At 35.1% G+C, this 21,191-nt stretch carries 19 protein-coding genes and 1 pseudogene; 5 read left to right on the top strand and 15 right to left on the bottom strand.

All coding sequences use genetic code 11. The annotated features are described in order from the left end of the window. Positions 1-64: 64 nt before the first annotated feature. The 9 genes from HYI43_10855 to hxlA form a co-directional block, all read right to left on the bottom strand. On the bottom strand, positions 65-565 hold the full coding sequence (locus tag HYI43_10855) for a hypothetical protein (protein UDI79034.1): 501 nt from the start codon (positions 563-565) through the stop codon (positions 65-67). 208 nt (positions 566-773) lie between these two features. Further along, positions 774-2,186 (bottom strand): MFS transporter, encoded by a 1,413-nt coding sequence (locus HYI43_10860; protein ID UDI79035.1) that lies wholly within the window; start codon positions 2,184-2,186, stop codon positions 774-776. Between the two features lie 193 nt (positions 2,187-2,379). Next, complete coding sequence (locus HYI43_10865; GenBank protein ID UDI79304.1) at positions 2,380-2,640, bottom strand: hypothetical protein; 261 nt, start codon at positions 2,638-2,640, stop codon at positions 2,380-2,382. Further along, entirely contained in the window at positions 2,630-3,010 is a 381-nt protein-coding gene (locus HYI43_10870; protein UDI79036.1) for a protein VraC, read from the bottom strand. The genes HYI43_10865 and HYI43_10870 overlap by 11 nt, the downstream gene beginning before the upstream one ends. Then, complete coding sequence (locus HYI43_10875; protein UDI79037.1) at positions 2,979-4,124, bottom strand: thiolase family protein; 1,146 nt, start codon at positions 4,122-4,124, stop codon at positions 2,979-2,981. The genes HYI43_10870 and HYI43_10875 overlap by 32 nt, the downstream gene beginning before the upstream one ends. Then, the gene (locus HYI43_10880; GenBank protein ID UDI79038.1) at positions 4,121-5,506 is read right to left on the bottom strand and encodes an AMP-binding protein; all 1,386 of its coding nucleotides are present in this window, start codon (positions 5,504-5,506) and stop codon (positions 4,121-4,123) included. The genes HYI43_10875 and HYI43_10880 overlap by 4 nt, the downstream gene beginning before the upstream one ends. Positions 5,507-5,590: 84 nt before the next feature. Next, positions 5,591-6,235 carry an HAD family hydrolase gene (locus tag HYI43_10885; GenBank protein ID UDI79039.1) on the bottom strand — a complete coding sequence of 215 codons (645 nt, stop codon included), beginning with the start codon at positions 6,233-6,235 and terminating at the stop codon, positions 5,591-5,593. A 184-nt stretch (positions 6,236-6,419) separates the two neighbouring features. Further along, positions 6,420-6,968, bottom strand: a complete 549-nt coding sequence (hxlB, locus tag HYI43_10890; GenBank protein ID UDI79040.1) for a 6-phospho-3-hexuloisomerase — start codon at positions 6,966-6,968, stop codon at positions 6,420-6,422. Between the two features lie 2 nt (positions 6,969-6,970). Beyond that, entirely contained in the window at positions 6,971-7,603 is a 633-nt protein-coding gene (gene hxlA / locus HYI43_10895; GenBank protein ID UDI79041.1) for a 3-hexulose-6-phosphate synthase, read from the bottom strand. Between the two features lie 276 nt (positions 7,604-7,879). Here hxlA and HYI43_10900 point away from each other — a divergent pair, with 276 nt between their 5' ends. The 3 genes from HYI43_10900 to HYI43_10910 are packed head-to-tail and all read left to right on the top strand — an operon-like array spanning position 7,880 to position 9,814. Continuing rightward, complete coding sequence (locus HYI43_10900; GenBank protein UDI79042.1) at positions 7,880-8,242, top strand: YojF family protein; 363 nt, start codon at positions 7,880-7,882, stop codon at positions 8,240-8,242. 13 nt (positions 8,243-8,255) lie between these two features. Continuing rightward, on the top strand, positions 8,256-8,921 hold the full coding sequence (gene bshB2 / locus HYI43_10905; protein ID UDI79043.1) for a bacillithiol biosynthesis deacetylase BshB2: 666 nt from the start codon (positions 8,256-8,258) through the stop codon (positions 8,919-8,921). Between the two features lie 14 nt (positions 8,922-8,935). Then, on the top strand, positions 8,936-9,814 hold the full coding sequence (locus HYI43_10910; protein ID UDI79044.1) for a GTP cyclohydrolase I FolE2: 879 nt from the start codon (positions 8,936-8,938) through the stop codon (positions 9,812-9,814). An 86-nt stretch (positions 9,815-9,900) separates the two neighbouring features. Here HYI43_10910 and HYI43_10915 read toward each other — a convergent pair whose 3' ends face one another. From HYI43_10915 to tadA, 5 genes and pseudogenes are all read right to left on the bottom strand, one after another. Beyond that, positions 9,901-11,202 (bottom strand): MFS transporter, encoded by a 1,302-nt coding sequence (locus HYI43_10915; protein UDI79045.1) that lies wholly within the window; start codon positions 11,200-11,202, stop codon positions 9,901-9,903. A 153-nt stretch (positions 11,203-11,355) separates the two neighbouring features. Further along, positions 11,356-16,647, bottom strand: a pseudogene (locus HYI43_10920) (putative Ig domain-containing protein). A gap of 329 nt (positions 16,648-16,976) precedes the next feature. Continuing rightward, positions 16,977-17,543 (bottom strand): NAD(P)H-dependent oxidoreductase, encoded by a 567-nt coding sequence (locus tag HYI43_10925; protein ID UDI79046.1) that lies wholly within the window; start codon positions 17,541-17,543, stop codon positions 16,977-16,979. A gap of 21 nt (positions 17,544-17,564) precedes the next feature. Beyond that, complete coding sequence (locus HYI43_10930; GenBank protein ID UDI79047.1) at positions 17,565-18,434, bottom strand: HAD family phosphatase; 870 nt, start codon at positions 18,432-18,434, stop codon at positions 17,565-17,567. A 141-nt stretch (positions 18,435-18,575) separates the two neighbouring features. After that, the gene (gene tadA / locus HYI43_10935; GenBank protein UDI79305.1) at positions 18,576-19,049 is read right to left on the bottom strand and encodes a tRNA adenosine(34) deaminase TadA; all 474 of its coding nucleotides are present in this window, start codon (positions 19,047-19,049) and stop codon (positions 18,576-18,578) included. 63 nt (positions 19,050-19,112) lie between these two features. On the opposite strand from tadA, the gene HYI43_10940 reads away from it, so the two are divergent. Together HYI43_10940 and HYI43_10945 are read left to right on the top strand one after the other, a co-directional pair. Beyond that, entirely contained in the window at positions 19,113-19,736 is a 624-nt protein-coding gene (locus HYI43_10940; protein ID UDI79048.1) for a deoxynucleoside kinase, read from the top strand. After that, a complete protein-coding gene (locus HYI43_10945) occupies positions 19,723-20,385 on the top strand; it encodes a deoxynucleoside kinase (protein UDI79049.1) in 663 nt (220 codons plus the stop codon). Before HYI43_10940 ends, HYI43_10945 begins: the two co-directional genes overlap by 14 nt. A 58-nt stretch (positions 20,386-20,443) precedes the next feature. Here the strand turns inward: HYI43_10945 and HYI43_10950 are convergent, their stop codons facing one another. Then, the gene (locus HYI43_10950) at positions 20,444-21,145 is read right to left on the bottom strand and encodes an HAD family hydrolase (protein ID UDI79050.1); all 702 of its coding nucleotides are present in this window, start codon (positions 21,143-21,145) and stop codon (positions 20,444-20,446) included. Positions 21,146-21,191: the final 46 nt, after the last annotated feature.

Raw genomic sequence — 21,191 nt, forward strand, 5'->3', positions numbered from 1 at the left:
GTAACTTTGAGCCTAACTAACATTGACGCTATGTTTTTATTAAATAAATGAATTTTTTCAATTATTATGACATCCCATTGTGTATGCCTACTTCGTTAACATAACCTCTATCAATTATAAATTTAACTGTTTTTGTGCCGATTTGATATTGGTATTCCATTCCATGAGGCGAAGCTATTGGTTTTTTATTGGGATTCCCATAGGCTTTTAATATATCTTTTTTAGAAACCGCACCTTTTGCTAAATTAAACCAAACACCATCTGCTTTTCCTTTACTTGCTAAATAAAATTGTTGATCATACAATTCTTTATTTTTTGCATTATTTTTACTATTTTCTGTAATTTTATATCCATTCAATTTAAAATTGTCATATTTCAATGCATTAATAAAGTTTTTATCTAAAACAAACTTACTTTGTGAAGAAGTATAGCCTTTATAAGTGTAGTACGGTTGCGTTGCTGCATGTGCTTCATTGTGAGATAAAACGTGTGTACTTGCGCCTGATCCAAGTGTAACTCCAACTGCTAAAGTACCTGCTAATAAACGCTTTGAAATTAAATTCATCATTAACCTCCTTTAAAAGTTTAAAGTATCTTTCGAAAGTAATATTACATTATTTTACAAAATATTACAATTATTACATTTTTTTATATACCTTTACACATGTAATGATAAATTAATTTACAATTTAAATTTTTTGGATAAAAATATTTTTCAAAAAAACAAAAAGCACATTGACGATTTGATTTCATCAATGTGCTTGAAAGTGTAATTAAGCATTCTTGTTTTTATTTTTCTTAACTTTAATCCACCATAAGGCTTTTTTAGGATGCGTTTCATAATATTCAAGATCTTCTTTATTGTCCACATTTGGATACGAACCTTTAAGTGATTTACCTGCAGTGCTTACGTGCAGTAACGCTATCACGATAAAGCCAATGATACTAATAGCAGTTAAATAATACGCTGGTGCGTATATATTGCCTGTTGATTCAACTAACCAAGAGTTTACTAATGGTGTTGTACCACCAAATAATGATACTGAAATGTTGAATGTTACCGCTAATGTACGATATCTAATATGTGTAAAGAACATTGTTGGTAAAGAACCAGGCATAGTTGCTTCGTATGTTGATAAGAAGAAACCTAAAATAAATACACCTAAAATAATAAATGGTAATGATTTTGTGTTTAATAAACTAAATGCAACGATACTTAAAAGTGTAAGACCTCCTGTACCAATTAAGAATACTTTCTTCTCACCGATTTTATCGGCTAATTTACCGAAGAATAATGCTAATGGAATCATAACGGCCATGACACATGTAATTAATACACTTGTTGTTGTTTCGTCAATTTTAACGATTTGTCCTAAGTATGTTGGCAAGTAGGCTGTTACTGTGTAGTTTGTTACGTTAAAGAACACAACTGCTACGAAACATACTAGGATATCTTTGAAGTAATATCTAATGATTGTAAAGAAACCAATTGTATCACGTGCTGGTGTTTCTACATCATTTTCATAAATTGGAGATTCTTCAAGTCTACGACGTAAGTAAAGTCCAAATAGACCAAGGAATAAACCTAAGATAAATGGAATTCTCCAACCCCATGCTTGCATTTGCGCATCATTTAAGAAGAAACTTAATAATGCAATCATGATTGAAGCAGCGATGTAACCTGATAGTGTACCAATTTCAAGACCACTACCTAATCTATTACGTTTCTTATCTGGTGAAATTTCAGCGATGTATGTCATTGCACCTGCATATTCCCCACCAGTAGAGAAGCCTTGTAATACCCTAGCGAGTAACAAGAGTGCTGGCGCCCATAAACCTATCATATCGTAGTTTGGTAATATACCGATTGTTAATGTTGATAAGGCCATTAAGATGATTGTTGTTGTTAATACAACTTTACGCCCGAATTTATCGCCAATAATACCAAACACTATCCCGCCTATTGGTCGTAATAGGAAGGCAATTGCTAACGCGGCAAAAGTAAATATTTGTTGAATTTGAGGGTTCGAAACCGGTGAAAAGAAATTGGCACCGATATAAGACGTTGTATAAGCATATACACCAAAGTCGAACCACTCCATGGCATTACCGATACCCGTTGCGAATACTGTTTTCTTCGCAGTTTGACCATCGACCATGTTAATTCTATCTTTTTTAAAATCCATGACCTGTAACACTCCTTCTATTTATGTTACATAATTATACAGTACTAATGTATGATGTCAAACTTGTTAAAAGTAAAATAAAACTAAAAATACAATATTATTCATTTAACAGAATTTAACAATAAATGTATGTATGCGTTTTCAAAGTTTTAATAAACGCAAAAAAAGTTATAATTAAGAATTAATTTTTTTATCAATTATTAATTATAACTAGTTTTACCCCGCCATATTTATTTGAAACAATTATTTCATTATCTTCAGGCATATGACAGTCTATAGATTCATTGATATCAGTAGTTCGGACATATTTCACCTTGTAATCATCCCATGCTACATTACAAGCTAAAAACGCTTTTTCTACAATAAGTTGTCCTGGAACGATGTCTTTATGAAGTGGATTATAATCATTAACCACACTCAAATATTGTCCTACTATTTGTGCATCAAACCTCATTTGCATTACCCTCTCCAATAAATAATTGTTCGATAATCATGCATGTTTTGTAATTTTTATTTATTTTCAATTCGAAGATATATTGGTCAAATTGCTTTACCTTATTAAAACTTTTATGCGTTAAGTATGCACAATATTGTATGTCACTTTCTAAATTTTCATACTTTTTAACTTCCGTGCGTGCCAACTTAATTCGCTCACCTATAAATGCTTGAAACATTTCAAATTCCGGCCATAATTGTGCACACATTAATGGTGGGACAGTGCCATCATAGATACGACCTATAATCTTACAATATTGACGTACTTCATGTTGATTAAATATAACATTTCGTCTTTCACTGTCTCCACTTTTCAAAGAGTACTGCATTACCCATACCTCCTCCGATGCCCATTGTAGCAACACTTAATTGCCAAGAAGGCATGTTAAAAAGACGTGCAACTAAAGCCACACCACTAGCACTGTAAGGATGACCTGAGGCAATCGCACCACCCCATTGGTTGACAATCTCTTCGCTTAGATGCAACTCATTTATAGAGGCTAGTACTTGAGAAGCAAATGCCTCATTGATTTCAACAGCATCAATATCTTTACTATTTAAATCAAATTGCTGCAATAATTGTGAAACTGCTGGCACCGGTCCAATACCTAGCATTGTTGGATCAACACCCGTTGTCACGGCTCCCTTAAATACCATCCCTGTTGTAATCCCTAGTTCTTCCGCAAACGTTTTATCCATGACTAGCGCTAATCCCGCGCCATCATTCTTCATACAACAATTACCAGCTGTTACCGTGCCACCTGGCATTAGTGGGCGTAACCTTGCTAATCGTTGTTCAGAAAGTGTAGGTTTGATACTCTCATCCCTATCAAAATAGTGTCCTTTTACTGTTAACGGAACAATCTCATGACAAATATCTCCATTATCGAAATGCTGAGTCGCTAAACGGTGACTACGAATCGCAAATGCATCCTGCGCTTCACGTCCAACACCATAATATTGTGCCACATTCTCAGCCGCTTCAATCATACTTGGATCTTGCCCTTCAGGTGCAAATGACGCCCGCTCATAAAATTCAGGTAACTGTGATTCATATACTGATTGCGGACGCTTAATCTTCCATGGTGCTCGACTCGTACTCTCTACGCCCCCAACAATATAAACACGCCCAGCACCGCATTGCACCATTCGACACGCATAGATTATACTTTCAAGTCCTGAACCACATTGACGGTCCACCGTTACACCCGGCACACTATGTGTGATACCAGCCTCCAAGAGTGCCTTCCTCGCAATATTACCACCATTCCCTACCACATTGCCTAGCACGACATCATCTAACTGTGCCATTGCTTCAGGAAATGTTTCTTTTATTTTTTGAAAAAGTGGTAACAATAACGCTTCAGGTTCCAAATGTCTTAACGCCCCACCGTATTTACCAAACGGTGTCCGCTTAGCCCACACTATGACTGCTTCTTTCACGAATGAAACGCCCCCTTTAAATAAAGCGTACGAACCTTGCTTCGCGCAACTTTGCCACTATTGGTAAAAGGCAACGTATTCACTTTCACAAGTTTCGAAGGTACCTCATATCGAGATAATGTTTGTTGTAAATAGCGCCTTAACGTCGCATAATCAAGTTCGCGATTCCCTAAATATAACAATACCGCAATCTCACCAAAGCGATGGTGCGGTTCCCCAATCACTATCGCTTCTTCTATACCTTCAAGCGCCTTTACTTGTTGTTCAATCGCATTAGGATAAACATTCTTACCACCAATAATAAGTCGCTCACTTTTGCGACTTACTAAATAAAGTTGATCATCTTTTATGTATGCATAATCCCCAGTTTCAATCCACGAATCAGCTGTAACAATATGCCGATTAACATAACCAGAGAATGTCATATTACTTTTAACTTCTAACTCGCCGATACCATTCACATCTTGATCTTTTAATTGAATTGTGACATTGGGGAAAATAGTGCCTACCGAGTCAGTTGGTGCGGTTTGATTAAAATTGTAACTAATAAAACTTGCTTCCGATGTTCCAAAGAATTCAATGACATTCGCATTAGAAAATTGATGTGTGACACGTTTAAATAATTGCGTTGATAGTTTTGCGCCACTGCTCAGTATCGATGTAAGTTGATTTAATGGCATGTCGATATGTGTCAATTTGTACAACATAGTAGGCACTAGAAATAATGCTGTAGGTTGATTTACTTTCTGAATATAGTGCGCAAGGTATTGGGCATCGAAATGATGTTGACCAATAAAATGTCTACCTGAATATAAAGCATAGATACATGTATATAAAGATAAAGAATGCGCTAGTGGACCTGGTGCAGCAAGTACAGTTTCATTTTGTTGTAAGAGTTTTTCATTTTCAGCATAAGAAGCAATCCACGATGATTCGTTACGATAATATGCCTTAGGTAGCCCTGTCGTCCCTGAAGTAAAACCAATATGTAATAGGCCTTTAACTTGAGATGGGTCATCAATATATTGCGCACTTGCTCCGTATACTGAGGTTGGTGTTATCGTAGCGTCTGCTTCTAATACGTATTCAATATGATAGGTATCGATAAGTTCATTAATCACCGTGGATGACCAATTGGCATCTAAAAAACATGGCACCCCGCCTATCATTTGTATCGTAAAGTAATAAATCATATTAATCATCGGTTCATCACTTAATAAACCTACGCGCGTCCCTGCTTGTAATTCAGGAAAGTGTGATTGTGCTTTATTCATCTCATGATGTAAATGTTCATAAGTTAAGACATCATCGTCAAATTGCAGTGCAATTGCGTTCGGTTGTTCTTTCGCGTAATGTTGAATGTTCTTTAAAATGTCTAGCATATAACACCTCTCCCTAATGTCAACTTTATCATTTATAATGTTAGCATTAATTGTGTAGTGACTCATCTATTAATACTATGTGATTTATAAACGTGTTAGTTCTGTAGGATCTTCAATGATGTAACTCGGATGTTCCTTTGATAAATCTTCTTTACTATGTGAGCCCCACGTTACCGCTATTGAATCGACACCTGCTGCTTTCGCCATTTGAATGTCAAAAATAGCATCGCCAATATATACTGATTGCTTTAGTTCTAAGTCGTATTTATTCACTATCGTTAGAATACCATCTGGATTAGGTTTATAGGCTTTCACTTTGTCAGAACCTATCGCTTCAGTTATATATTGATAAAGTCCTATACTTTCTAAGTTACGTATCAATACCTCAGTCTTCTTACTAGAAACGACAAATAATGTCTTATCCGCTTCAACTAATAATCGTAGCACCTCTGCTATATGCTTAAATGGTTTTAAATATTGTGTTTCATATGCTTTGTATTTTTGTCTAAATAACGTTAATAACTGTTCTAATTCTTCCTCACTTAGCGTACGTTGACTCATTTTCAGAAAAGAAACCTCTATCGGAATGCCCATATAATATGTGATATCTTGTTCTGTAGGTATATCAAGCCCGAATGCTTTAAAAGCTTGTTGTGTCGCCACAATACTACAAGCCATAGAATCACCTAAAGTACCATCAAAATCAAAAATATAATGATTATATTTCAAATGTCATCCACCTCAATATAAGCGTTATTTTAATATATATTATAAAAAATTCGGGAGTGAGACAATGCATTCATTATCTCACCCCCGCAAAGGTATCTCCAATTGAGAAAAGTTTAATATAAACGTCTTCTCAGTTCTATCAACTACACTATTAAATTTATTCCAAAGGTTTATGCTATTTTAATTATTCTAAATTTGCATGATTACTTTGCATTTCTTCTTCACTTATATCAAATGTTCCCATTAAGCCTAATACGACGCTATCTAAGAACAATAATGAAGATTGCTCAAACAAGCTACCTAACGGTTGTTCAGAACCTTCAACATCGTATTTTGTACCTGCTGGTAATTCAATCACCGTTTCGGCTAACTCGCCAATTGCAGATTCAGGATTTGTTGTTAATAACACAACTTTAGCACCTACTGATTGCGCCTTTTCAGCTAATAAACGTAAATGCTCAGTTGACCCTGAACCAGATAAAATAACGAACAAATCATGTTCTTTGATAGATGGCGTTGTTGATTCGCCTACTACAAATGCTTCTTTACCGAGTTGATTAAGTCGCATTGCGAAACTATTCGCCATAAAGCCAGAACGACCTTTACCGGCAGTGAAGATTCTTTGTGCACCATTCACATCATTGGCAAAACGATCATATTGCTCGTCTTGCACGTGTGATAATGTACGATCTAATTCATCAAGAATTAATTTATAATTTGTAAATTGAGACATGATTACTTACCTTCAATCGCGTCACGACATTGTTTAGCTGCTTCGACTGGATCATCAGCGTTAGCGATACCGCCACCAACGATAACTAAGTCAGGTTGTTCCGCCACAATATCTTTAATTGTATCTGGTTTAATACCACCAGCTACAGCGACTTTAGAATTTTTAATAACTGATTTAACTGTACGTAAACTATCTAATGGTGATTGACCTTCAGCTTGTAAGTCATAACCAGTATGCACTGCAATATAGTCAGCACCCATTTCGTCTAATTCTTTGGCACGTTTTTCTAAATCTTGAACTGCGATCATATCAACTAATAATTGTTTGTCATGTTTATGTGCTTCTTCAACTGCTGCTTTGATTGAAGCATCCTCAGCTACACCTAAGATTGTAACTACATCCGCACCAAATTTAATTGCTTGGCTTACTTCGTAGTCTGCTGCGTCCATAATTTTAAGGTCAGCTAATACTTTGGCATTGTTAATATTTTCATCTAAATGTTGAACTGCTGGTAAACCTTCGTTGATAACGATTGGTGTACCTATTTCTACGATATCTACATATTCCTCAACTTTTTTAGCTAATTCTGCTGCTTCCTCTTTGTTTAATAAATCGATTGCTAATTGTAATTCCAATGCAAACATCCTTTCATTACTAAAGTGTACTTTTTCTTCAGTTCTATATTTTATCTTTCACACTCCATAGTCTACCCGTCTCATGTTTTTTTAAACGATACACATTGTTTTAAATATTCTAGCTACTTTTATTTCTTGAAAACGAACGTTGTAATTCAACTTTTTAAAGGTATTTTTACTATTTTTTCTAAATAAATTGAGCATAGATGTACAATTAATCCTATCTTTTTAGTAAAATAAATAGATAAACATATTGTATGGTTGCAAGGAGTGAAAGTGTTGGAACTCATTAACGCTGAAGAAGTACAACGATTATTATCAACATTCGAAAATAAACCTGTATACCTACACGTTGAAACGACTAATGGTGCGTATGCGAACCATTTCGATCAACGTGTCTTTAATGCGGGAACATTTTTAAGAAATATACAAGTCACATATGAACACGCACAACTTAAAGGTGGAGAAAAAGATCCATACCGTGTTGGATTAAAACTTCGCGATGGCGGTTGGGTTTATGTGCAAGGACTAACACATTATGAAATCAATGATAACAATGAATTTTTAATTGCAGGATTTAACTACGAGGGACAATTGGCTGCCACAATCGAAATCAGTGAAAAGCCATTTACAGTATAGAGGAGGCTTATTCATGAAAGACGAAAGACACGTGTTAATGATATTTCCACATCCTGATGATGAAACCTTCTCATCAGCTGGAACCATTGCAAGCTATATAAATAATGGCGTGCCAGTAACGTATGCATGTCTTACATTAGGTCAAATGGGACGTAATTTAGGGAATCCCCCTTTTGCTACAAGAGAAACACTACCTGATATTCGCGAACGTGAATTAGAAGAAGCCATGAAAATCATTGGTATTACTGATTTACGTAAGATGGGATTACGTGATAAAACAGTTGAATTTGAACCGCATGAACAAATAGACGATATGGTGAAGAATTTGATTGAAGAAACGAATCCATCTGTGATTATTTCGTTCTATCCTAAATTTGCAGTACACCCTGACCATGAAGCAACAGCCGAAGCAGTCGTTAGAACTGTAGGACGCATGCCTAAAGAAGCACGTCCAAGATTACAACTTGTTGCCTTTAGTAATGATGCACCTGATATCTTAGGTGAACCTGATATCTTAAATGACATTAGTGAATTTAGAGATCTTAAATTAAAAGCGTTTGAAGCCCACGCTTCTCAAACAGGCCCATTCTTAAAACAACTTGCCAGTCCAGAAGTTGGTGGCGAAACACAAAGTTTCTTAGATGTTGAACCTTATTGGACATATCATTTTGAATCTTAAAGGGGAGGTAAACGATGACTGAATATGATTTATCCACTCGTGAGGGTCGTTGGAAACACTTTGGCTCTGTTGACCCAATCGAAGGTACGAAACCAACAACAAAAAATGAAATGACCGACTTACAAAGTACACATAAAAATTTCTTATTCGAAATTGAAGAAGTTGGTATCAAAAATTTAATTTATCCTGTCAATATTGACCGTTTCCAAACGGCAGGTACTTTTAGCTTTTCAACAAGTTTAAATAAAGATGAAAAAGGCATCAATATGAGCCGTATCTTAGAAAGCGTAGAAAAGCATTATAGTAATGGCTTAGAACTTAATTTTGATACACTTTATCAAGTCTTACGTACATTACAAACAAACATGAAACAAACTTCAGCAGGCGTTGATGTATCAGGTAAGTGGTTCTTTGACCGCTTCAGCCCAGTTACTAACATTAAAGCAGTTGGAAACGCAGATGTAACTTATGGTTTAGCTATTGAACAAGACCAAATTACACGTAAAGAAATTACAATCGAAGCAACTGTAACAACATTATGCCCATGTTCAAAAGAAATCAGTGAGTATTCTGCACATAACCAACGTGGTGTTGTCACTGTTAAAGTTTATTTAGATAAAAATAATCAAGTGATTGACGATTATAAAGATAAAATTTTAGATGCGATGGAAGCCAACGCAAGTTCTATCTTATATCCTATTTTAAAACGTCCAGATGAAAAACGTGTTACTGAACGTGCATACGAAAACCCTCGTTTCGTCGAAGATTTAATTCGCTTAATTGCTGCTGACTTAGTCGACTTTAATTGGATTGACGGCTTTGACATTGAATGTCGTAACGAAGAATCCATTCACCAACATGATGCTTTTGCTAAATTAAAATATAGAAAATAACCATTATTATATAATAAATAGACATAGCAGTTGCCACACGAATGACGTGTGATAACTGCCATGTTTTATGTTTATCAATATTTATATTAATGTTTAGCCATTTTCTTTTCACCAGGTTTAACAAAGCACATAGCTACAACACTAATAAGTGATGCCACTACTGCTGACACAAACATTGAAGAATAACCAAAGCTTGCTACTAAATAACCTGTTAATGTTGGTGCAATAACAGTTGCTGAATTGACGAAAAAGTGGGTAATACCCCCATATGTTCCCGTCTTATTAGGTGCCGTATCAATAATAACAGACCAATACACACCATTTGGTAAGAATATGAATGCATTCCCAATCATCATTAAAATCATAATTGCGATGATACTATGCGTAAATGGAATGATTAAGAAACAAATTGCGGCACAAATCATACCTGCAATGGCAAAATATGAACGTGCGATACGTAAATTGCCCGTTTTATGACGTAACCAGTCAGATATATGACCACCGAAATAAATAGTGAAACATGCACCAATCCAAGGCACCATACCTAAATACCAAAGTGAATGGATTTCAAAATGATACTCATCTTGCAAATATTTTGGCGTCCACGTTAAAATTAAAAAGTTAACATACTGGAAACCAAAATAACCAAACATATTACCTACTAATGTTGGACTTTTAAAGAAGTGATACCACTTTTCATCTTTAACATCTTCTGTTTCAACCGTTTTTTCTACATTTAAACTATCTTCAGTTGAACGTATTTCTGCCAATTCTTCTTTAGATACACGTTTATTGTCCTCAGGATAATCAGTAAATACAAATGCCCATACAATTACCCAAATCAGACCTAGCGCACCTAAGATAATAAATAATAATCTCCAACTTGCTATTGTAAGGAAACCAGAAACAATTGGCGCTGTAATTAATGCACCAAGTGGCACACCTATTAAACCTAATGCTGATAATAGTCCACGTTCTTTCGGTGCAGCCCAGTTTGCATTCGTTTTACTAATAATTGAAAATACCGGACCTTCTGCCACACCGAATAATACTCTTAATAGACCGAAACCAATAATTGCAGAACCACCAAATATTGCCATACCTAGTTCCCCAGCAAATGCCATTGCCATTTCAGCAATTGACCATGCGGTACCTGCAATAATCCATACAAATTTAGGTCCTTTCTTATCTGCCGTTAAACCACCCACAAGTGATCCAAACATATATCCGTAGCCAAAATAACCTAAAATTTTACCCCAAGCAATCGTGTCGAAACCATACTCGCTAATGATATCCTTTTGAGCGTATGAAATAGCGCCACGGTCTATGTAGTTAATCATTGTCATTATAATAATCATCGTGATAATAAAGTATCTATATTTCTTCATATTAGCCCCCACCCTTTGTAGAAAAGTTACTTTATTAATTATTTTATCATATTTTGTGGAAGCGTTATCATGTATTTTTCAAGTAATAAAAAACACAACCCTCTTTCGAGGATTGTGAAAATAATTTGATTAGTTTTTTAGAAGCCTTTTTTATTATTTATCTTTTGCATCATCTTCGTTGTCTTTCTTACGACGTCTTCCGAGCAACAATAATCCTAAACCAGTAATTAATGAAAGTAATAATGGTTTATCAGATTTTTCTTCTCCAGTCTCAGGTAAAGCTTTAGCATTATTAGAATTTGATGATGTGCTTTGACTATTGGTAGCACTTGTACTGTCTGAATGATTCATACTTTGTGAGTCACTTGTACTATCTGAATGGCTCATACTTTCTGATGTGCTTGTACTACTTTGTGAGTCACTTGCACTATCTGAATCACTCATACTTTCTGATGTACTTGTGCTGCTGTGACTGTGTGAATCACTTATGCTGTCTGAATCGCTCATGCTTTCTGATGTACTTGTGTTGCTGTGACTTTGTGAGTCACTTGTGCTATCTGAATCGCTCATGCTATCTGATGCACTTGTGCTGCTGTGACTGTGTGAATCACTTGTACTGTCTGAATCGCTCATACTTTCTGATGTACTTGTGCTGCTGTGACTGTGTGAATCACTTGTACTGTCTGAATCGCTCATACTTTCTGATGTACTTGTGCTGCTGTGACTGTGTGAATCACTTATGCTGTCTGAATCGCTCATGCTATCTGATGTGCTTGTACTACTGTCACTTTGTGAGTCACTTGTGCTATCTGAATCGCTCATGCTATCTGATGCACTTGTGCTGCTGTGACTGTGTGAATCACTTGTACTGTCTGAATCGCTCATACTCTCTGATGTGCTTGTACTACTTTGTGAGTCACTCGTGCTGTCTGAATCGTTCATACTTTCTGATGTGCTTGTGCTACTTTGTGAATCACTTGTACTATCTGAATCGCTCATACTTTCTGATGTGCTTGTGCTACTTTGTGAATCACTTGTACTGTCTGAATCGCTCACGCTATCTGATGTGCTTGTGTTGCTTTGTGAGTCACTCGTGCTGTCTGAGTTGCTCATGCTATCTGATGTGCTTGTACTATCGGAAATATTGTTATCAATAATTGTAATATTAAAGTGTGAGATTACATCATTTCCATCGGCATCTGTTGTTATCACCGTAATTGGATAAATGCCTACTTCCGTCGGTGTTCCACTAATTGTATTTGTATCTGGATTAAATGTTACACCTTCTGGAAGTCCACTTACTTTATTCGTTACTGCTTGACCACTATTGTCTGTCGCATCAATCTTGATTGGGTCAATCGCTGTGTTCACTTCTTTTGTTTGATCTGCAATTGGTGTCACTATTGGTGCCGTTGTATCTTGGACCGTAATAGTAAAACTTGTTGTTGTTTCATTGCCGTCGGCATCTGTTGTTGTCACTGTGATTGGGTAACTACCAACTTTACTTGGTGTACCACTAATTGTATTTGTATCTGGATCAAATGTTACGCCTTCTGGAAGTCCACTCACTTTATTTGTTACGGCTTGACCACTATTATCTGTTGCATCAATCTTGATTGGATCAATCGCTGTGTTCACTTCTTTGGTTTGGTCTGCAATTGGTGTCACTGCTGGTGACGTTGTGTCTTCCACTGTAATCGTAAAGCTTGTTGTTGTTTCGTTTCCGTCGGCATCTGTTGTTGTCACTGTAATTGGGTAACTGCCCACTTTGCTTGGTGTGCCACTAATTGTGTTTGTGTCTGGATCAAATGTTACACCTGCTGGCAAGCCACTCACTTTATTTGTCACGGCTTGACCACTATTGTCTGTCGCATCTATTTTGATTGGATCAATTGCTGTATTGACTTCTTTAGTTTGATTTCCAATCGCTTTGACTGTTGGTGCCGTTGTATCTTCCACTGTAATTGTAAAGCTTGTTGTTGTTTCGTTGCCGTCGGCATCTGTTGTTGTCACCGTAATTGGGTAACTGCCCACTTTGCTTGGTGTACCACTGATTGTGTTTGTCGCACTATTAAATGTTACACCTGCTGGCAAGCCACTTACTTTATTTGTCACGGCTTGGCCACTATTATCTGTCGCATCAATTTTGATTGGATCGATTGCTGTATTGACTTCTTTAGTTTGATTTCCAATCGGTGACACTGTTGGTGCTGTTGTATCTTCCACTTTAATCGTAAAGTTTGTTGTTGTTTCGTTGCCATCGGCATCTATTGTTGTCACCGTAATTGGGTAACTGCCTACTTTACTTGGTGTGCCACTAATTGTATTTGTATCTGGATTAAACGTTACACCTGTTGGTAAGCCACTTACTTTATTTGTTACAGCTTGGCCGCTGTTGTCTGTCGCATCAATCTTGATTGGATCAATTGCTGTGTTGACTTCTTTAGTTTGACCTGCGATTGGTGTCACTGTCGGTGCCGTTGTATCTTGTACCGTAATCGTAAAAATTGTTTCCGTTACATTGCCATTGGCATCTGTTGTTGTCACTGTAATTGGGTAACTGCTCACTTTGCTTGGCGTACCACTGATTCTATTGGTAGAACTGTCAAATGTAACACCATCTGGTAACCCACTCACACTATTTGTTACAGCTAATTTACTATTATCTGTTGCTGAAATAATTATAGATTTTATAGGCGTGTTCACTTCTTTTGTTTGATTATCAATATTAGTTACTACTGGTTTCGTTGTATCAACTACTGCAATTGTAAATGGTGTTATAGTTGAGTTGCCACTAGAATCTGTAGAAGTAATTGTAATAGTATAGTTTCCAACTTTGGTTGGTGTTCCACTTATAGTATTAGTTGAACTGTTAAATGTGACACCTGAAGGTAAGCCACTAACTGAATTTGTTACAGCATCTCCACTGTTATCAGTCGCAACAATTGTGATGCTATCAATTGACGTATTTACTTCTTTCGTTTGATTTGTAATAGCTGTTACTACAGGTTTAGTCGTATCTTTAACTGTAATTGTAGTTGCAGGTGACACATTACTTCCTTTATCTAGAACTGTAGCACTAATTGTTTCCTTGCCAGTTAATGTAAATCCACTAGGAATCGCTACTGTGAACTTGCCATCACTTCCAATTTGGCCTGTAAGCTTTCTACCATCACTGAAGTCTAATTGAATTGTCATGTTAGCTTCACCAGTACCACTAATCGTTTTATCTTCAGTTGTAATATTTTTAGCTGTAGTTGGTGCAACTGGCGCCACTCTGTCTATAACATCTAAATAAGAACTTGCATAAGAACCTAGAATTCTCTTATTTGCAGCACCATTATCATTAGAATCAAGATAGTCTGATTCGAGCCATGACGTAAATGTTTCTCTATCACTTAACTGAGAAGCAATATTATCTAATGTATAGCCATCTTTTAATTTATAAGAAATAGTATAACTACGAGATTGGCCTAATGTACCCCAAAATACATTAAGGTCTAACGCTGTTCGAGCAGAGTCAAGTTGGCTAGATGTATTATTTTTTAATATAGATACTGAATCTATTTTACTTGTATCAAAAAATCCATTACTATCAAGGCTACCTTTCACACCACGATCAGTATCAGTAGGCGTAACATTATTACCATTTGCATCAGAAGCAAAAATTGTCACGGAATTTGTATCAATATATGGTAACAACTCTTTAGGTACTTGTTATTTTATATATAAAACCCAGTTATAGTCCGTTTGTTTAAAGTTTTCATCAGGTTTAAAACTATGAATGGAATTGATAGTTGCAGTACTACTATCATATTTAATTTTGTTAGCAACTCTACCCGTTGTAAAACCACTAGTTTGCGTAGTTTGCGGTGCTTTTGAATTAAGTGTAGGAGTAATAGTTGTAACTTGAATACTTTCCTCGGCAATAGAACCATCGTTCTCCGTCCAAGTATGTGTTAAGTAAACTGGTTTATCATTTGAATACCCTAAACTTTTTAAAGTTTGATTATTTTTCAAAGTAATCAATACATCATGGTTTGTTATTGATCCAATCATACCACTACTCACAGTACTACCTGTGATAGGTGCACTCCAGTTTTGACCATTGTTAGTAGTTGTCATATTAACACCATTCAATGTAATAGACTGAATTTGTGTAAAGAAATTACTTTGAGAAAATGAAAGGTTAACCTTGCCCCCATTTACAAAGTCATTTTGTAGCGCCAGCCATTTCGATAAATTCAACTTAATGACATTCGTATCCGCATTTTGCATTTGGTTAATACCAGCATGACGTAAATCGGTATCTTCTTTTACAGTCGTTGCATCATAACCTAAGTCTTGAAGTAAATACGCATATTTAGAATCTGAAGGTATTTTATATTTAACGACTTTGCCATCTTTTACAGCCACTAAAACTTTGAACTTCATTCGATTATTTCTAACAGTCGAAGTGGTTGCTTGTGAATTTACAGTTGTCGTAGAATCATTATTTAATGGTACTGGACTTTGACTATCCGCTTCAGTTACAACTGGTTTATCATTAATTGCAGTACTATTATTTTGACTTTGTGTTGCAGTTGTTTCACTAGCATTTTTAGTATCGTTTAAACTTGAAGTTTCTACGTCTTTGGATGAATTTACAGAATTTTGTTTGGAGGATGTGTTATCTGTAGTACTTTCTTTAAAGGAGTTCTTATCTGAAGTTTTACTTGTACTTGATGTATCGTCATTCTCACTTTTGTTAGCATCTTTATTTGTTGTTTCATTAGTTTCTTTTTGAGTGTCTGATGCTTTTTCAGTTTTATTTTCACTTTTTTCGGATGATTGGCTTGTTTGACTTGTATCACTAGTTTCCTTGTCTTCCGCTGTTGTTGGCTCTGCTTTAGCCTTTTCATCAGTTGTATTTTTGACACTGACACTATCGTCATCTGATGTCGTATTCTCTTTACTTTGCTCGACATTATTAGTAGATTGTGTTTGGGTTTCGTTTGATGCCTCATCGCTTTGGTTTTGATTATCCTGTGTTGTACTTACGTTTTGACTTTGTGTAGAGCTTTCATCACTTTTATTGGTCGCAGTATTATTCACTGATTCATCACTAAGTTCAGATGATTTATTATTTTCTACAGAAGTACTATCTACATTTGAATCTATGTCTTTATTTTCATCAACTTGTTCCGTTGTGGCGTTAGATTGTGCTTCTTTTACATTACTATCCGTCTGTTCAGTTTTTGTAAGTTCATTAATATCAACTGCATCCGATTTATCTTTATTTGCCCCATCATTTGTAGTTATTTTATCCAATTCATCAGCTCTTGCAACATTACCTGCCCCCATAACTAATGTTGCACCAATCAGTAAAGAAGCAGTACCAACAGAAAACTTTCTGATAGCATACTTGTTTAAAATATTGGGTAAAAAACCTTGTCTATTTTTCATTCAACTAATCACTCCATACACATTTAGTACAATCATAATAATGATTTAGAAATATTATACAAAATTTATTAAAGATATACAAATGTTGCAAGTCTTAATATTTTATAAATAATTACTTGTAACCAAACATTTTCAAATTTCATATTAATAATAATTAAATAGCATTATTATAAATTTAAATAATCAAAATAATCAGAGGACTTTTAGATTCATGGAAACAAATAGTCTCATTATCATATGAAAAGATATGACTGAATGAGACTATTTTTATTTTTTATATAAACTAGTTTCTTCTATTATATATGTGTTTTTATCAGTAATTAATTTTTTTATTTTAAATGTTCATATGGACTGTTATTCACAAATGAAACGATTTGGTCTACAAATAGTTTTGCGCGTAATTGAAATTGGTCGTCATCTAGATATAACGTACCGTCATCTAATTTACCGTAATCAGAATCATGTGTAGCAATTTGTGTAGGAACAGCAATGCCTAATAAGCTACGTACAATAACTCGTAAATGTGATAATGGTTCTGAGCTTACGATTCCACCACTATTACCAATTAATCCTACTGGTTTCATTTTGACATAATCCATATTGATGTGGTCTAGGGCATTTTTCAAAATACCGGAATAAGAACCATGATAATTTGGCGTACCTAATACTAAGAAGTCTGCTTCCATTACTTTATCTTGAAAATCTTTCATGTTTGATTTAATTTCTTCAATCGATGGTGTTGTTCCAGAAAAGTCTAATTGGTTTAATGGTCTTTCTGCTAAATCAAATATATCAACATCTAAATTATGATGATCAAATTGTCCTACTAAGTATTTAGCTAACGCATTTGTATGTGAGCCCACTTTGGCACTACCTACAATAATAAGTCCTTTCATTTTATCTTGACACCTCTTACGTTATTTATTTTCTTCTTTAAGTACTTTCATAATCGCTTTACCAACGCCGCTATTTTCATTAGAATCTGTAACATATTTAGCAACAGCTTTAACTTCTGGCATGGCATTATCCATAGCAACAGGGTAGCCAACACGTTCTAACATAGACACATCATTCATGTTGTCTCCTAAAGCCATCACATCCTGCAAGTCAATTTTCAATTTATCAGCGATTGACTCTAGCGCAATTCCTTTTTGTGCATCAGAATGGGTAATTTCAAGATTTCCTCGTGAAGATGATGAAACAGCTAAACTTGGAATTGCTGAAAGTTGCGCTCCAATTGCATTAATTTTCTCTAAATCCGGATTGAATGCAAGTACTTTCATAATTAATTCACCCGGGATGTCCTCAATATCTTCATAACTATCTACAACTTTTAATGTCCCATTATCAATACGTTTTTGAATACCTGCTTTAATTTTTTCAACATCCGCTTCTTGACCAGCTTGTTTCGCAATATCTAAGTAAATATCTAAATCTTTGGTTGGGTCTTCTGTATAAATACCTCTGTTTGTGTAAATTTGAAAATATACGTCATCTTTATTAAGAATTGATTTGATACGTTCAACCAATTCATGATTTAAATTTGATGTACTAATGATGTTGAAAGATTCATCGCGTACTTCTGCACCATTTAAACATATATACGGTACACTCAAATCCGTTTCTGCTATTGGTGTACTCGCCTCATAGAATGCTCGACCGGTTGCAATGGCAACAGTAATCCCCTGCGATTGTGCATATTTAATTGCATCAATATTCTCTTGTGAAATTTCATGCGCTGCATTTAATAATGTGCCATCCATATCCGTTGCTATTAATTTAATCATACAATTACCTCGTTTCATTAACTTAATCTATAACAGTTTATTATTTTTATTTTTGAAAATGGGTATTCGGATAAAACAAAATATGAAATTTAAAACTTAATTTATGTATTTATTTTAACAAATTCGTCATAATTTGTATTATCACTTGTTTGCTTTAGGTTTCTTTGTACGTAAATCTCGAAAGAACTGTCGTAGTAGGTCACCGCATTCTTTTTCAAGTACGCCCCCTACTACTGTAGCTCTATGATTAAAACGTGGTTCTTCAAGTAAATTCATCAAACTACCACTACATCCACCTTTAGGGTCCGTGGCACCATATACGACACGAGGAATTCTACTCATAACAATTGCTCCAGCGCACATGACACACGGCTCAAGTGTTACATATAATGTGCAATCTTCTAAACGCCAACTACCAACTATTTTAGATGCTCGTTCTATAGCAATGTGCTCCGCATGAGCAGTCGGAAGCTGTGCAGTTTCTCTTAAATTATGTGCCCTTGCAATCACTTCATTATTTTTAACTATGATTGCACCAATTGGAACTTCCGTAAGTTTTTGTGCTTTTTTAGCCTCTTCAATCGCTAATTTCATGTAATATTCATCATTTGACATGTGTGCCATACCTCACTTGTGATACAATACTCATTGTCTATTTTAACATTTGGAGATGTGATTATGAACAAACCTTTTATTGCAATTGAAGGCCCTATTGGTGTTGGTAAATCATCTTTAGCTCACAAGCTCAGCCAATCTTTAAGTTATTATGAAGAAAAGGAAATAATCGACGAAAATCCATTTTTATCTGACTTTTACGATGACATTTCTAAATGGAGTTTTCAAACCGAAATGTTTTTCCTATGTAATCGCTACAAACAAGCTAAAGATATCGCCGAAATGACACAAGGTGTTGTCAGTGACTATCATATTTATAAAAACAAAATCTTCGCACGCAACACTTTAAATGACTCTGAATTTGATAAATTTAATCGCATTTTTGATATTTTGACAGAAGATATCGAAATGCCAAATATGATTATTTTCTTAGATGCTGATTTACAAGTTCTGAAAGAAAGAATCGCAAAACGAAATCGTAGCTTTGAACATCATATTGAAGATGATTACTTACTTAATTTAAAAGAAGATTATCTCGCATTTTATGATGCAATGAAAAAAGATGGCGCAAATGTTGTCCTTATTAATACGAGCTCAATCGATTTCGTCAATAATGACTCAGATTATGAAGACATTTTAGAAAAAATAAAACCAATGATAGGAGACATTGAACATGAATCATTATAAAGTACCTCAAAATGCTATTATAACAATTGCTGGTACTGTAGGAGTGGGGAAATCTACTTTGACACAGGCATTAGCTGACAAACTTAATTTTAAAACTTCTTTTGAAAATGTAGATCATAACCCATACTTAGATAAATTTTATGATGACTTTGAGCGTTGGAGTTTCCACTTACAAATATATTTTTTAGCTGAACGTTTTAAAGAACAAAAACGTATGTTTGAATATGGTGGTGGCTTTATTCAAGATCGTTCTATTTATGAAGATGTGGATATTTTTGCGAAAATGCATGAAGAACAAGGTACTATGAGTGAAGATGACTTTAAAACATATTCTGAATTGTTTAATGCCATGGTGATGACACCGTATTTTCCAAAACCAGATGTATTAATCTATCTCGAATGTGACTATAACGAAGTGATTGAACGCATCAAAGCACGCGGCCGTGATATGGAAATTAATACAGATCCTGAGTATTGGCAAAAGTTATTCAAACGTTATGAAGATTGGATTAATAACTTCAATGCTTGCCCGGTAGTACGCGTTAACATCAATGAATATGACATTCATGAAAATCCAGACTCATTAGACCCAATTATTGATAAAATAGCTCACGTAATTAACACTTACCGAAACGTAGATAATCGATAATATAATATGACGCTACACAATATTGAAATCCTTGTGTAGCGTTTTTTAATTTATAACCTTATTTATTTTCAATATGTTGTTTTAAGACTTCGGGCACACTTACTGCTGTATCTATAATTACATCAGCGTCTACTAACTCTTCTTTTTTAGCAATACCACTAAGTACACCAATAGCTAGACCTAGTTCAGCGTTCACTTTTGTTTTCATATCATTATTCGTATCACCAACAATCACTACGTCTTTAGGTTTCACGTCATAGTGATTAAACAGTGGATTAAGTACTGCCGGATTGGGTTTTTCTGCAGCGTGTGATTCAGTTGAAATGACTAAGTCAAACGCATCTTTTGAATTTGTATCTTCTAAAAACTGCAAGACGCCTTTTCTAGAATCACTTGTAACGATACCAATTTTATAACCTTCATTTTTCAAAGATTTAATCATATCGTAAACGCCATCAATCCAATTATTCTCCGGAACGCGTGTATCAACTAATTCTTGACTCGTATTACGGGTCCAACTTGATACATCTTCTCCAGCAATATTATTGAAAGCTTTGACCATTTCATCCAATGAGCCAGATCCCATCACAGAATCAGGAACAATTGCATCGTCGATTACACCTAATTGACGATGTGCAACTTCCTTATCTATTACTGGAAATTTGTCTAAAAAGCTATCAACAAGACGTACACCAATCTTCTCCCAACTTTTATCAAATTCAATTAATGTTCCATCTTTATCAAATAATATCCATTCCATTAACATAACACTCCTATAATTCGTAACTTTAATTCTTCTATTGTAA

Origin of the sequence: Staphylococcus taiwanensis (assembly GCA_020544305.1) — a bacterium.
In the GTDB taxonomy this organism is placed as follows: Bacteria; Bacillota; Bacilli; order Staphylococcales; family Staphylococcaceae; genus Staphylococcus; species Staphylococcus taiwanensis.